The organism is Saccharolobus solfataricus (assembly GCF_900079115.1).
Lineage (GTDB): Archaea > Thermoproteota > Thermoprotei_A > Sulfolobales > Sulfolobaceae > Saccharolobus > Saccharolobus solfataricus.
This window is the reverse complement of record NZ_LT549890.1, coordinates 1,208,547-1,222,456: the sequence shown is the minus strand read 5'-3', so window position 1 is coordinate 1,222,456 and position 13,910 is coordinate 1,208,547. Positions and strand designations below refer to the sequence as shown.

General features: G+C 38.7%; 8 protein-coding genes and 5 pseudogenes. 7 read left to right on the top strand and 6 right to left on the bottom strand.

Annotated elements, in window-relative coordinates; all coding sequences use genetic code 11:
• Position 1: 1 nt before the first annotated feature.
• Positions 2-1,045: pseudogene (locus tag SSOP1_RS06890) on the bottom strand (ISNCY family transposase); the annotation flags it as partial.
• 157 nt (positions 1,046-1,202) lie between these two features.
• Between SSOP1_RS06890 and SSOP1_RS06885 the strand changes: the two are divergent.
• Both SSOP1_RS06885 and SSOP1_RS06880 read left to right on the top strand, forming a co-directional pair.
• Positions 1,203-2,153 (top strand): IS110-like element ISC1190 family transposase, encoded by a 951-nt coding sequence (locus tag SSOP1_RS06885; RefSeq protein WP_063492785.1) that lies wholly within the window; start codon positions 1,203-1,205, stop codon positions 2,151-2,153.
• Positions 2,154-2,293: 140 nt separating this feature from the next.
• The gene (locus SSOP1_RS06880; protein WP_231918231.1) at positions 2,294-2,467 is read left to right on the top strand and encodes a hypothetical protein; all 174 of its coding nucleotides are present in this window, start codon (positions 2,294-2,296) and stop codon (positions 2,465-2,467) included.
• Positions 2,468-2,472: 5 nt separating this feature from the next.
• Here SSOP1_RS06880 and SSOP1_RS06875 read toward each other — a convergent pair whose 3' ends face one another.
• From SSOP1_RS06875 to SSOP1_RS16305, 3 genes and pseudogenes are all read right to left on the bottom strand, one after another.
• Positions 2,473-3,183, bottom strand: coding sequence for a cyclase family protein (locus SSOP1_RS06875; protein ID WP_014511646.1), 711 nt, complete (start codon positions 3,181-3,183; stop codon positions 2,473-2,475).
• Between the two features lie 2 nt (positions 3,184-3,185).
• Entirely contained in the window at positions 3,186-4,502 is a 1,317-nt protein-coding gene (locus SSOP1_RS06870; RefSeq protein ID WP_009992894.1) for an MFS transporter, read from the bottom strand.
• 94 nt (positions 4,503-4,596) lie between these two features.
• Positions 4,597-5,513 (bottom strand): annotated as a pseudogene (locus SSOP1_RS16305) (IS1/IS1595 family N-terminal zinc-binding domain-containing protein).
• A gap of 81 nt (positions 5,514-5,594) precedes the next feature.
• Here SSOP1_RS16305 and SSOP1_RS06855 point away from each other — a divergent pair.
• A pseudogene (locus tag SSOP1_RS06855) lies at positions 5,595-6,663 on the top strand (IS110-like element ISC1228 family transposase).
• Between the two features lie 196 nt (positions 6,664-6,859).
• Here the strand turns inward: SSOP1_RS06855 and SSOP1_RS06850 are convergent.
• Entirely contained in the window at positions 6,860-7,978 is a 1,119-nt protein-coding gene (locus SSOP1_RS06850) for an L-rhamnonate dehydratase (protein WP_009991431.1), read from the bottom strand.
• A gap of 397 nt (positions 7,979-8,375) precedes the next feature.
• Here SSOP1_RS06850 and SSOP1_RS06840 point away from each other — a divergent pair.
• A pseudogene (locus tag SSOP1_RS06840) lies at positions 8,376-9,337 on the top strand (transposase).
• Positions 9,338-9,682: 345 nt separating this feature from the next.
• Positions 9,683-10,717: an NAD(P)-dependent alcohol dehydrogenase gene (locus SSOP1_RS06835; protein ID WP_231918230.1), complete on the top strand. Its 1,035-nt coding sequence runs from the start codon at positions 9,683-9,685 to the stop codon at positions 10,715-10,717.
• A gap of 177 nt (positions 10,718-10,894) precedes the next feature.
• On the opposite strand, the pseudogene SSOP1_RS16300 reads toward SSOP1_RS06835, so the two are convergent.
• Positions 10,895-11,728 (bottom strand): annotated as a pseudogene (locus SSOP1_RS16300) (DUF4322 domain-containing protein); the annotation flags it as partial.
• Positions 11,729-12,190: 462 nt separating this feature from the next.
• Between SSOP1_RS16300 and SSOP1_RS06825 the strand changes: the two are divergent.
• Complete coding sequence (locus SSOP1_RS06825; RefSeq protein ID WP_231918229.1) at positions 12,191-13,453, top strand: glycosyltransferase family 2 protein; 1,263 nt, start codon at positions 12,191-12,193, stop codon at positions 13,451-13,453.
• Between the two features lie 9 nt (positions 13,454-13,462).
• On the top strand, positions 13,463-13,909 hold the full coding sequence (locus tag SSOP1_RS06820; protein WP_014511642.1) for a hypothetical protein: 447 nt from the start codon (positions 13,463-13,465) through the stop codon (positions 13,907-13,909).
• Position 13,910: the final 1 nt, after the last annotated feature.

Here is a 13,910-nt window from a genome sequence, read left to right as displayed (position 1 = left end):
TTTACGGTTTTCTCCTCCTCTTGAACAGTTTTTTGATTCCACCCGCCTCACGGTAAATGCTTTTTATCAATCTGGCCAACCTTTTGGCCCCGAGCACCAGACCCGTGGAGTACTTGAAGTATTGGACAACGAGGAGGGAGAGAGCCTTCAAGGCCACGAAGCCTGAGTTCCTAACCCAGGTCAAGAAGGACCCACCCTCGAGTCCCAAGGCCTTGAGCTCCCTGATCAAGACCTCGATGTCCCAACGGTTCTCCCAAGTTGTTATGATATCTTCAGCCGTGTCGTTAAGGTCGGTGGAGAAGAAATACCTCCTCCCGTAACCCTTATAGTCATCTATAACAAGTAACTTTATGGGAGTACCCAAGTACTCTACCAGGTACTCCCCTTGGGGGAACTCGCCAACGGGCACGGATCTGCCACCCTCGACGACCCGCGCGTTGGCCTTGAGTTCCCCCACAGTATTCCCTTGGAGAGTCCTCGAGTTCACGTACCACGAGTCGAAGACCTTGGATTTCACATTCAAACCTGAGAGGGAGGAGAGAAACTCCAAGAGGGCATCTATCTTGGTCTTGAACTTCACCTCCTCTCCCCTACGCTTGAGCTCCTCCTCCACCTTTCGGGGTATGTAGGCAATTATGTGGATCACGTAGATCTGGTTGTTCACCAGATCCTTGACGCCAATCACAAGGAGTTGGATCGCGGGCTCGAACCTCTTGTGCGCCCTACAGTAGAAGATCTGTGCCCCGTTTCTGGAGACCGGCATGGCCCTAGCGTAGAGCTTGTGGTCGTGGGTGTCGTCTATTATGAGAAGGACAGGATGATCCCCGACTAACTTCTTCACGACCTCGATTAGTTTGGCTTGAGCTGCCTTGTCCAAGTTATTCAGTACGGTCTCGTAGTCCATCTCGGCCTCTTGAGCTATCTCGGTAGCATTTCTTCCCACAACCGCCCCCAGGACGAGCCTCTTGGCAACATCCTTCCTCGTTCCAGTCATGGATAGTATGACCTCGTTAACTGCCTTTTCCAATGCCTTATAGTACTCCTTATATAAAACATATTAGTCAGATCTGCGTATTACAGATCTGACTGGGGTTGAGGCCGTTGCTCTCCTTGGGCTTAGAGCTCGAGAGGGAGCTTGGCCTCCTCCAATTCGGACCGGAAGTTGGGCTTGAAGCCCGAATAAAACATAAGGGTGAGTATACATGGAGGCCCCAGTCGCCGGAATAGATGTTTCAAAAGATAAATTAGTAGTGTACTTCCAAGGTAAATACTATGAATTTCAAAATAATAAGCAAGGTTTTGAAGGAGTAAAGCAAGTCTTGCCAAAGGGTTGTAAAGTGGCTATAGAAAGTACTGGAGTTTACCACATCAACTTGGCTAAGTACTTGGGTAAGGAGTACGACGTGAGGATTATTAATCCCCTCGTACTCAAGAAGTTCAAGGACATTAGGGGTAAGAAGAGTGATAAGAATGACGCTAAAAAGCTCGCTGAACTAGTTATAAGTATGGGCAGTGAGTTTACAACGAGTGAGGCTAAGGAGTTAACAAGTCAATGGGATTTTATCACAAGGAGCATTGTTAGGGTTAAGACTAGGCTAAGGAGGGATTTAATACTTCTAGGCTATAAGGACAGTTTGTCCAAGAAGAACTTGAATGAGGTATTGAGGGGGGAGGATAATATAGTATTATCTGAGGTTAGGTTCCTCTTGGACGAGTTGGAGAGGCTTGAGGTTAGGAAGAGGGAGATTGAGGAAGAGCTTGAGGATCTTGTTCCTAAGGATAGTTTGATCTTCACGATTCCGGGTATTGGAAGAACGTTGGGTTGTATAATTTTAGCAAGGGTTGGTGATGTTAAGCGTTTTGGTGACAAGAAGAGGTTTGTCGCTTACTGTGGTCTCGATCCTCTTGTTGAATCCAGTGGGAAGAGTGTTGTATCGAGAGGCATATCTAGGAGGGGTGATGCTGTTTTGAGGAGGGCTTTCTATCTTGCAGCTTTAACTGCTATCAAGGTTAATCCTATTATTAAGCGGTTTTATGAGGAGCACAAGGGGAATTTGAAGGGTAAGAAGTTGATTACTGCTTGTGCCAGGAAGCTTGCTGTTATTACTTGGGCTGTGCTGTATTATAATAAGCCCTTTGATGCTAGCGAGTAAAGCAGGTGACATCACTTGAATAAGTAGTGTGCACTATGCTCGATTTTCACGGAAAGGTTTTTATACCGGAAGCTCCCTCGTCAATTCTTTGGTCATACCAAAATTAAAGGCTCTAATTTTAAAAAGTTTTTATGGGCCTCTTGAACTGCCAGGATTTTCCGATAAATGCTAATCTGGAAACTAGGACGCCTATAGGGATAGCGGAAGATATTTATGAATGTATAAGAGCCTACGATTACCTTCAAGAAGAATGTAAGATAGTTATACCGGCTTATGATCCAGAAAATATTGTTAAATACGGAGAAAAGTTATAGAAAAATTATCCTAATATAAATAAGACTCTAGCTGGAGCACCGTCTCCTTCTTTAATTAGCATAGGTAATCCTATAAAGACTCCTTCTAAGTAATTTACTGAATCAAGGACTACTGAAATATTATTAAAATTCAATTCCTCTATTATTAGAATACCTTTTTCCAATAATATCTTATGTGTATCAAATACATTTACATTATTTCCATATCCTGCAATACTTAATCCGTCAGTTCCTACTATCTTAATGTCTTTAAAGGACGTTAGATATGTTGCACCTTCTATATCTAGATATGGCCATTGAAATAGATATTCTGAATTTAATCCTCTTTTTTTACTCCATCCAGTATAGAGTAAAATTGCATTATTTCTACTTATAACATCTTTAAATCGTAAGAGATGTTTAGAAGTAATTTCCTCTTTAGGTTTAAGAAAACTTAAATTTAGTATTACAGCCTTTTGAATAAACGTTTTTGGACTTATTCTATCAATACTTTCTCCTTGATCTAACATATGAGCAGGAGCATCAAAATGAGTACCGTGATGTGTAATCATTTTAATCTCTCTAGAAGAAAATTTATCTCTAGCAACATTGTTTATTTGATTTATAGAAATAATAGGAGACGTTGGATATACTGGCATATTATGGTACATCAAATGGGTCAAATCAAAAATTTTAATTTTATCGGAAGTATTTTGCAAAAATTCCCTAAAAGACATTTTTACCACGATATTTCTTCTAGTTCTGCATTAGGTGGTATATTTTTCCCTATCAATATGCTTAATGAACCTAAAGGTAATATGATTGCTAATGCTATCCATGTTAGGTATATGCTGTGAGTTAAAGTAAGAACACTGTAAAATAAAAATCCGCCTATGGCATACGAAGCTGCTATTAATGCCATTGTAAATCCAGTTGCAGTACCTCTTACTCTGGTAGGAAAACTTTCAGATACATACATAAAGCCTGGTGACGCAAATGTGCCATTACTGAAGAAATATAATGGAATATATGGCATAAGCACTGATAGATAGTTACCAGGTCTTGCGGTAAATAGAAAGATTGCTGCTAATATGGGCATAATTACGCTACTTATTGCCCATGCATTTCTTCTACCTATTTTCTGTCCGTACCAACCTGCTATAGGATACGCAAAATACCCTATACCAGAAGAAAGCAATAAAATTGAAGCTGCTTGAGACGCAGTAAGGTAATAGTAAGTAGTAAAAATTAACGTTATCACTACATTGGTAGTAACGAAAGAAAATGTATATAACATCCACGCAGAATTAACTGCAATAAGCTGTCTTCTAATACTTTTATCAGTAAATAATTGCTTAAATGGAAACTCTCTAGCCTTTTGAAGATCAGCCTTAAATCTTGTAGTTTGTTGTTTACCTTCTAACGTCTTTTTTAAATCAATGAATCTATCCGTTTCTTTTACCCATTTTCTACCTATTAGGATAAGGACAAGTGGAAGTAGTCCCACTAGATATAATCCTCTCCAACCAATAGATGATACCAGAATTAAGTATATAGCAGAGGCTAAGAAAACTCCTAAAGGCCAACCTCCTTGAACAAATCCATATAAGACTCCTCTTAATTTTGGTTTTGATTCTTCTGTTATAAGTGTTAGTCCAGTAGGTAATTCTGCAAATGCACTACCATCAGATATAAATCTTAAGGTAACAAATTGTATAAAATTCTGTACAAATGCAGTAAAACCAGTAAATATTGCAGAAACTAGTAGAGTTAGCTGGAACATTACCTTTCTACCTAATCTATCCATTAGAGGTCCAAATATTAGAACTGATATAAATTGTCCTAGATATATGATTCCAGAAAGAATCCCAGCCTCAGCTACAGTAAAATGTAATGCCTTAGATGTAAGTGGAAGAGTTAATGTATATAGATTAAAATCGAATGAGGCCATAGTCCATCCAGCTAATGCTATTATTGTTAGATATATAATATACCGTCTGGATCTAGAAGATTTATTAGAGTTGGATTGAGTTTTAGGATTAGAAGGTTCGGACATATTAATAAATTATTGTAAGAAACTATTATTAATATATCCATACTTGTATGGAGTGTTCTCATGCAGTCATCTTATTCGATATCATATAGTAAAATTATATCAAGTTTTCTCTAATATACTGTACTCCCTTCAAGTAAGCCTCATTTAAGGGAGTTCTCTCCCTTGAGAATACGTGAGGGTACATTACATTCAACAAGGCCAAACTGTACTCCGCCATTCTTATACTCCTATTAACAGCTTTAGTATCCCTAACCAGCCTCACTAACCTACAGCAAGAATTATGACTCTCCACAAGATAAGTATACTTCTTACCCGCTACACGATTATCGAGAACTTGATAAACACAGTAATAATCAGTATAGTTTACCTCACTCCTAGGTAACCAACCCAAACGAAAAGTCCCGTAACTCCTATCCCCAAACTCATAGAAAGGCACACCATCAGTAGTCCAAATCCACAAATCCTCCCTCATCACCCCATGCCTAACACGGAAATAAGTCCAGAACTCGTCAAACACCGTAGACTTAGCTGTGAAATTCTTGAGCTCACCCTTCAAGATCGTTAGATACGTGAAGGCCCTTATCCCAACCCTCCTCACTAGGCTGTAGTCAATGGTTTACCTTCAACTCTTGATATTGCCCTCATGCTCATCCTGTTCAAGTACTCCTTTAAGATTCTCTCCCTCTGTTCCCTATCCATTCTGTGCCTTAACGCGTCGTAAAACGTCCTTCCACACGCTTTACACTTGTATTTTGCTTTCCCTTTAGATGAACCGTTCTTTACTACTCTGTTAGAGTTACATGATGGGCATGTTGGTCTGCTCTCTCTTCTCCTTATCCCTACTTTCCTCAAATAGTAGTATAGGGTTGATGGTGGGATTCCCGTTTTCGTGATTTGAACTCCCAAGGAGTAGGCTGCTAATGCAATATCCTTTAGCTCGTACTTTCTCGGCTTAAGATTTAAATTTCTTAGAATCATAAGTATTAATTGTGCGAGGGTTACGAGGTTCATCCTGGTAACCCTCACAAAAAATCTCGTAACCTATATATAGGTTAATTAGCTGGGGAGAGTAATACTCCTCAGCTGGGAAAAATGGTCGAGATGGGAATTGAAGCAAAGTCTTCGGGCAAGGGCGTGACGAGCCCCTACCGTCGGACTGAACATTGTGAAAATATTCACGAATATAGGTGTGACACAAGGGTAGGGGTAATTGGAATAGACGTATCAAAAGAACACTTGGTAACAAGTAAGGGGAGGGTGAGGAAATTCACAAACAACGAGAAGGGCTACGAAGAAATACTAACCATGAAGCCAAACATCATCGTAATAGAACCCACCGGAGTATACTCAACAAGACCTTGCCAATACTTCAAAGAAAGAGGAGTGAAAGTCCTACTAGTCAGCCTTGTTATGGAAAGAAAAGGACGTAAGGGGAAAGAAAACAGATTTTTACGACGCAGAAAAACTTGAAAACATGGTAAATAAGGCTAGAGAATACGTTAACAACCCCTTAAAAGAATTAGTATCACTCTACCTCTTCATGAAGGATGTGCAAACGAAACAAGAGAACAGGTTAAGGAGAGTTCTCTTCCTCGTGAGCGACGAGGAGAAGTTGAGCGAGGAGAGGTTGGAGAAGTTCTCTAAGGGAGACTTCTCTGACGTAAAACTGTATCAACTGGAATACACTGGTACAGTACTACGTGAGATTTAAGTCCTAGCGAGAACACTACTTCAAACGCGAGAAGAGTTGAAGGAGGTGAGGAAAATGATAGAGGGTAATGTGCCTCAAGACCACGTGTTACTCACGATTCCCGGAATAGGGAAACTGGCAGCTGGGATTATAATTGGGATTGTGGGTGATATTAAGCGCTTCCCAAGACCTGAATCCTTCGTTGCTTATTGCGGTTTAGACCCGGTGGTTGAGAGGAGTGGTAGGATTGAGGTTAGAAAGGGTATCTCCAAGAGGGGTAACAAGTATTTGCGTAGCTTGTTTTATTTCCTCGCCGAGACTCAATATTCGCGTAACCCTACTCTCCTTAAGTTCTACGAAACCCACAAGGATAAACTGAAGGGTAGGAAACTGTACACTGCCTTAGCTAGGAAGTTGGCTAGGATAGTGTGGAGTGTTTGGTATAATAATAAACCTTATGAGGTGAAGTGACCCTCCCCTAATCGCCACGCGGATTGAAAGAGTCCGCGTGGCAATAGTAGCTGATACTATGCTCAAAATTCGACCGAAAGATTTATTACTGAATGCCCTTAGAGGAGGTAATAAAGGAATTTTACGGAGGAACGATTCCAGTATCTAAAGCAAAAGAATCAGATACAAAGTTTCCTAGCAGTAAATGAACCCTCAGCTAAAGGCTATACTTTAAGCCAAAACCTTTTTCTTCGCCCAACTCGAAATATCCCTTTATTGGCTTAGGAGGATTCAAAACCCTATCCTCCAGCCATTTATATTTAGTTAGGTGCTCAGCCATTGGTGCAATACTTTCTGGTTCGGATATTATAAAGTGTAAATTGTATATGTTAGAGGTGTGAGGGATTACAACAGCGCCATAAGCTTCAGCTAATCCAGCAATTCTCTTCATTGGAGTTATTCCCCCAACCCATATGCTATCAGGCTGTAATATTCTTACTCCAGAATTCAAAAGCCTCTTGAAATCGTAAACGTGATAGTGATGCTCACCAGTAGCTATTGGAATATCTGTTCTCTTACTTAAGTAACTATAAGACTCAAAGTCATCCGGTAATAAAGGTTCCTCAATCCAACTTAACTCATATTTCTCCAATCTCCTAGCCATCTTTAACGCGAAATTCAAATTCCAAGACATCCACGCATCCCCAGCCAAATCCACTGAATATCCAACACTATCCCTTATAACTTTTACCAATTCAACGTTCTTATCAACACCTAGAGGATCAGAGGGGCCACAGCAGAACCTCATCTTCATTGCAGCGTATCCTTCCTCTACATAACTCCTAGCCTCCTTCTCTAACTCATCCTTACTTGTGGGATGTAGATGACTAGCGTAAGCCCTTATCTTATCCCTAGCTTTTCCTCCTAATAGTTCGTAAACTGGAACTCCCAGCAACTTGGCATATGCATCGTACATTAAAAGATTAATAACACTTATTGCATGAATTGCTATCCCACTCCTGCCAATTGGCAAGGTATATCTATATAACAAATCCCACACCATGTTTATCCTAGAAACGGGTAAACCCCTAACCAGATCAGCTAAATTTGACATTACGAAATTACACACAGACTCAGAGGTTTCAAGAATGGAATAAGTGACGTTATCGTCTAGATCCATTCTTATAAAGCAAACCTTATCCATGAACGCTGATTGAAATGGCGATAAAGATCCCAAATATTCTCTGTAATAATCAGTCGGTTTAACGTAAGGAAAATTCTGCCTTGAAATTCTTTCCGTAGTAACTACGTATATCTTATCAATTTTTGCAGTCATACTATAACATTTGTCTGAGCATCCTTTTATCAATTAACCCTAACTTGTGTGGATAAGTACGAGAATCACATAAAGCTTATATTTATACTTTCTGAGACTTTAAAGGGCAAGACTCTATTCCTATCATACGGAAAGGTCTTGTGTCAGTGGTGTTTCACCAATTTTACTCAAAATGATACAATTTCTATGGAAGAGAAAAATATCAGAGCGGAGTTAGAAAAATCGACTTATTTCAATACAAGAAGCAAAAAATTTCATATTTGTTGAAGAAACTAACAGAAAACGAGTTTATATATAAAGAGTAATACCATTTGTCTAGTATTATCAATAGAGGAAAGTAGGTGGAAGGACGAGATGAACAAGAAAAGGTTAAAGCGAGGGACTCCATAACTCCGTTATGCAAACCATACAAGTATCCATAACGGAGCTGAAGTCCCTCGCTATAAATTTAGCAACAATCAATATTAACCTTATCTCCCAAGATCTAGACCCGGAAATAGTGAAAGCAGCACCATCCTTGCTAACCGGAAACAGAGGAAAATACTACTTGAAGGTAGTAAGACAAGGCGAGAAAGTAATTAGCAAAGGTCAGAGAACCTTCAAGTTCTACCCAATCTACAGAGAAGTAAAGGGAGAGATCAACGTAGTGTAGATGAGACCGGATTAACCGTGGGAGAAAAGGAACAAGAAAAAGCAGAGGGCTTTCTACTCTACAACTGGAAGAGAAAAGGAGTAAAGATGAGATCCTTGGACCTCGTATATCCCTTAAGGTTACCCCTCCTAGTGGAGATAGCAGATTTGAGAAGCGACAGTCCATCACAGTTCCTACTTAGGAGCGTGAGGGAAGTAAGCCAATACATGGAAATAGATTACGTTGTAGCTGACGCCGGATTCTTGAACCTAGGGGTCATCAAGGAAATGCCCGTGAAGACCATTGTGAGAGGAAAGTCAAACTTGAAGGGATCCAAGGAACTATCTAACGTTCCATTAGTTGAGAAGAGATATGAGGTTAAGGACAAGGTTTACGTTGCGTATAGGGTCTTGGAATTTGAAGGGCTTTATTATTACGATGTGGTTTACGTTAAGGGGAAGCCGAGGCACTTCATCTTCGTGACGAACTTCGAGGGAGATCCCTATGAACTGGCTGAACTCTATAGGTTGAGGTGGCAGGTTGAGGAGGGTTTCAAGGTTAGGAAGGCAAGGATAAGGTATGTTAGGAAGTTGAGTAACAAGATCTTCTTGTTCCTCTATTATACGGTTCTGGATTCTGCGTGGAATCTAGTGAATCATCTTCTCTTTAACTTCAAGTCCACGTGTAAGAAGGTTTTGTACTTCGATTCATTCGTCAAGCTTCTCTAACTTTCTCGGTGTTCAGAGGAGACTATGCACGTCTTTTTCACCACGTGAGAAAAATTCAAAATTCTCCTTTTTTATTAGAATTGTACGCTATATTTTTTGCAAATTATCTTAACATGTTATGTTTCATAATAATTTTATTGTTTTTCTCTATATCAATCTCTTTCTGAAAGGACTAATATTATATCTTTCAAATGAAATAATTTGGTGAAACACCACTGGTCTTGTGTAGTTTTAGAAATGTTGTTGCCCTTCAGACTATAAGCAAGTATAATTAACTTTAGTGATGAATACCAATCCTAACATGTTTGGAATCACCTTTTATTCAGCTTTATGGAAAATGTAAATATGGTTAAATCAAAAGCAGCCCTTCTAAAGAAGTTCTCTGAACCATTATCAATAGAAGACGTTAACATTCCAGAACCCCAAGGGGAAGAGGTGTTAATAAGGATAGGAGGAGCTGGAGTCTGTAGAACAGATTTAAGAGTATGGAAGGGAGTTGAAGCGAAGCAAGGCTTTAGATTACCAATAATACTAGGTCACGAAAACGCTGGGACAATAGTGGAAGTCGGAGAGTTAGCAAAGGTAAAGAAGGGAGACAACGTAGTAGTTTACGCAACATGGGGTGACCTAACTTGCAGATATTGCAGAGAGGGGAAGTTCAACATTTGTAAAAATCAAATAATCCCCGGGCAAACAACAAATGGTGGTTTCTCAGAGTACATGTTGGTTAAAAGCTCCAGATGGCTGGTAAAATTAAACAGCCTAAGCCCAGTTGAAGCAGCACCCTTAGCGGATGCCGGTACGACCTCTATGGGGGCTATAAGGCAAGCCTTGCCGTTCATAAGTAAATTCGCTGAACCAGTTGTTATAGTTAACGGTATTGGAGGGTTAGCCGTTTACACTATCCAAATATTAAAAGCGTTAATGAAGAATATAACTATAGTTGGAATTTCTAGGAGTAAGAAGCATAGGGATTTCGCGTTAGAGTTAGGAGCAGACTATGTGTCGGAAATGAAAGACGCTGAGAGTCTAATAAACAAACTCACAGATGGTTTAGGTGCTAGTATTGCAATAGATCTGGTGGGGACTGAGGAAACTACTTATAATTTAGGAAAATTATTAGCACAAGAAGGTGCAATAATACTGGTAGGAATGGAGGGGAAGAGAGTAAGTTTAGAAGCCTTTGATACTGCGGTGTGGAATAAGAAGCTTCTGGGTTCAAATTACGGTTCGCTAAACGATTTAGAAGATGTAGTAAGGCTTAGTGAAAGTGGAAAAATTAAGCCATATATTATTAAGGTACCTTTAGATGATATTAACAAAGCATTCACTAACTTGGATGAGGGAAGAGTAGACGGAAGACAAGTAATAACACCATAATTTAACCTTGATGGGGATTAAGGAGGCGAAAGTCCCCTTCCGTGACGGTAGACCCAAAATCGCCCACTTGAAAATAAATCTATAGTATCATTAAGCGTTTTCTCTATTTTAATAAAATTATCCTTGATATTACTGTTATGAATAAAAGGATGAGTAAAAGTCTTCCCTCTTCACATCCTTGAATATGGTGAGGAGGAAGTAGAGAGCTATCATGAACATCAGCTTACGAAACGCTAACCTGGTTGAGCTTATGACCGGGAGAAACGACTTGATATTCCTATAGGAAGTCTCTATTGGATTCACCTTGTTGTAAAGCCTAAACACCACATCCTTAGGTAGATCTAGGTTTGTCGCCCTAGCGAAGTACTCAATTCTTCCTCCTAATCCCTACCTTGAACAATTGACTTGAACTTCACCTGCTTTTACCTCCTATGTCTCTTGCTATTCTTCACCTTCATCGAAATCGTTGTGGATTTTCAAGGTACCTACTGGGACTGCAACTTGAACTTGGAGATGAAGTTCAACACGTCTGCTGAGTAGAATCCCGCGTTAAGTGTTATCAAGTTTACTTTTAGACCCATTGGTGAGATCTATTCAATAAGTAGCTTGACTGTGTCGTCTTTTGTCATCCCTTTCTCTTGTTCAATGAATGCTAGTATTTTCCCGTTGTGTTTTGTCGTTGCAGTTGCGTAGTTCCATGAGTATCCATCTTCTGAGCTACCTAACCTCTCTATTGGTCTGGTACTTTATCGTGGTCCAATCTATTGATATGTTTACTTTCTTCACTGCTTTTAGCATTTCAAGGGATAGTTGTTTCACTCGTTTGGGTAATTTCTCGGCTACTTCTTCTTTCTCGGCGTAGTTTCTCACTGTTTGGCTTGAGGTCTTGAACATCTTTGACTTGTTCTCGATTGAGTCGTTCCACGGCTGTGACGAGGGTTTCGCTTGTTCTTTTCCCTTTCTTCCCTTAAAGTCTATCATGGAAAGTAATTTATACCCTATTTGCTGAATTTGGGTGGGGAAAGTTAAGTATTATTATTTGGAATTCACTCTTGGTAATACAGATCTCCTCACCTAAAATTTTTCCTTTCAATTTGTTGAATTCTTAACACTATAATTTACTCTATTATCCTTTATAAGCTGGATATTAATTAACTAATATTGTTTTTTTTTTTTTTTGTAAAAAGATTTTGGGTCTTCCGTAATCACGCGGATTGAAAGGAGATCTGCGTGGTAATATTAGCTTACACTATGCTTAAAATTCAACCACGAGATTTATTACTGAACGCTCCGTGAGATAAATAAAAATCTTATATACCAATAAAGATATCGTGTAGTTAACTTTGTTGGTTAAGAATAAATGTTATTTATTTAAATATTATTATTTTTCTAAGTTGTGAACTGTGTATAATTCATAGTTATTATATATCTAATTTTGATGAAAAAAACATAAGGATTTATAAGCTTTTGGCATTGATAACATTAGAGATTATGCTATACGAATTAGAAAACGTGCTGTATATGCTTGAATACGGTGTCTTCATATATTTTCCAGTGAATTTTGCAATATTCTTCTTGTTTAGACAGTTTTTATTGCGCCATTTCTCTAAAAGCTATAAACCTTATATCAGTGGTTTAAGTAGAGATAAGGTAAAAGTAAGTGCAATAGTTCCAGAGTACGGTGAGAATCTTGAGATTTTTGAAAAATGTCTTAGATCAGTTGCAAAAAATAAACCAGATGAGATAATAGTAGTCCACGATGATAAGAGAAAGGAAGTAGTGGATATATCCAAAAAGTATGGTGCTAAGGTTATAAGCCTTAGTAGAAGGGTTGGTAAACGCGGTGCATTAATCATAGGTTGGTTAAACGCAATTGGAGATATAATAGTTCAGTTAGATAGTGATACGATTATGGAAGATAATACTATTAATGAAATCGTTAAACCGTTTGCGGACCCTAAGGTAGCTGGAGTTCAAGGGAGACCAGTATTATTCAGAACTGATGGCAGAATTCCCTATTTGTTTGGACAAATAATAGAGTATAGTAGGGATATTGTTGTTAGAGCGTTAAATGGAACGTTAAATGTGATTGATGGAAAGATTGCCGCTTACAGAAGAAGTTATCTACTAGAGACTATAAGGCATTTCAATCACGAGACTTACGGAAAGAGAAAACTAATTGCTGCAGACGATAAAGCACTGACTTATTACGCAAATATGAATGGTTATAAGACAGTCTATCAAGCTACGGCAGTGGCTAAATCAGCGGCCCAACCTACGTTTTTAAAATTCCTCAACCAGCAGTTAAGATGGGCTAGAAGCGGTTATCTTTACCTAATTAAGGAAATGAGGAGTGGCTTATTTTTCAAAATGCCCGGAAAATATAGATTTCATATGTTAACATATCTATTAGCTCCATTTTCATTTGCTTTGGCATTAATAGACACGCTCTTAGTTCCTGGAAATCCCACTGCATTGACTTGGAGTTATTTAGCCTATTATGGATTTAACATACCTATAATATTATATTCGCTCCTTATCTTTATTTTTGGTCTTTACTTAAGTATGAAAATATCTTTTGGAATCTTGAACCTTAAACTCCCAGATAAAATATCCTTCGTTGATCTTATTACACTAGGCATTCTCGGTTTATTCGTAATATTCCCCATGTTTATATATGCAGCAATCACCCATTACGGTGTTTCCGAATGGAGGGGAAGTAGCTATTTGGGTTAGGTGGGAAAAATGGATAAAATCTTAGTTTCAAAAAATGAGTTAATAGAAGATGATTTAATTAATGATTATTTAATGGAAATGGTTAAAAAATTAGATCAGATAGTGATTAGTGCAAGGAAAAATGTGGAAATTAACGGAATTAAAATTCCGTTTTACTTGGATCTAGAGAGAGAAATAAGATTGATATTTATTTACGAAGAATCAACTCTAACATACCTTAATTTTCATATAGAGAATATTAAAAAGATAAAGGAACTAAGAAGAAAGGATGTGAAAATCATCCTTCTAATTAATGATATTTCGCAGCTCGATCTCAATGGAGTAGTGAATCTGTGTGAAAATAAGACTATCCCTAATGTTTCCATTACTATAGGTGAAGCGAAATCTGTCTCAGCTTGTAAAGAACTAGAAATTCATGGATATCAAGGATGGATATTGAAGGATTTTGAGGAGTAGG

Coding starts and splice junctions, on each gene's coding strand:
- SSOP1_RS06875 (WP_014511646.1), bottom strand. CDS start 3,183: ATGTCTTTTAGGGAATTTTTGCAAAATACTTCCGATAAAATTAAAATT.
- SSOP1_RS06870 (WP_009992894.1), bottom strand. CDS start 4,502: ATGTCCGAACCTTCTAATCCTAAAACTCAATCCAACTCTAATAAATCT.
- SSOP1_RS06835 (WP_231918230.1), top strand. CDS start 9,683: ATGGTTAAATCAAAAGCAGCCCTTCTAAAGAAGTTCTCTGAACCATTA.
- SSOP1_RS06885 (WP_063492785.1), top strand. CDS start 1,203: ATGGAGGCCCCAGTCGCCGGAATAGATGTTTCAAAAGATAAATTAGTA.
- SSOP1_RS06820 (WP_014511642.1), top strand. CDS start 13,463: ATGGATAAAATCTTAGTTTCAAAAAATGAGTTAATAGAAGATGATTTA.
- SSOP1_RS06850 (WP_009991431.1), bottom strand. CDS start 7,978: ATGACTGCAAAAATTGATAAGATATACGTAGTTACTACGGAAAGAATT.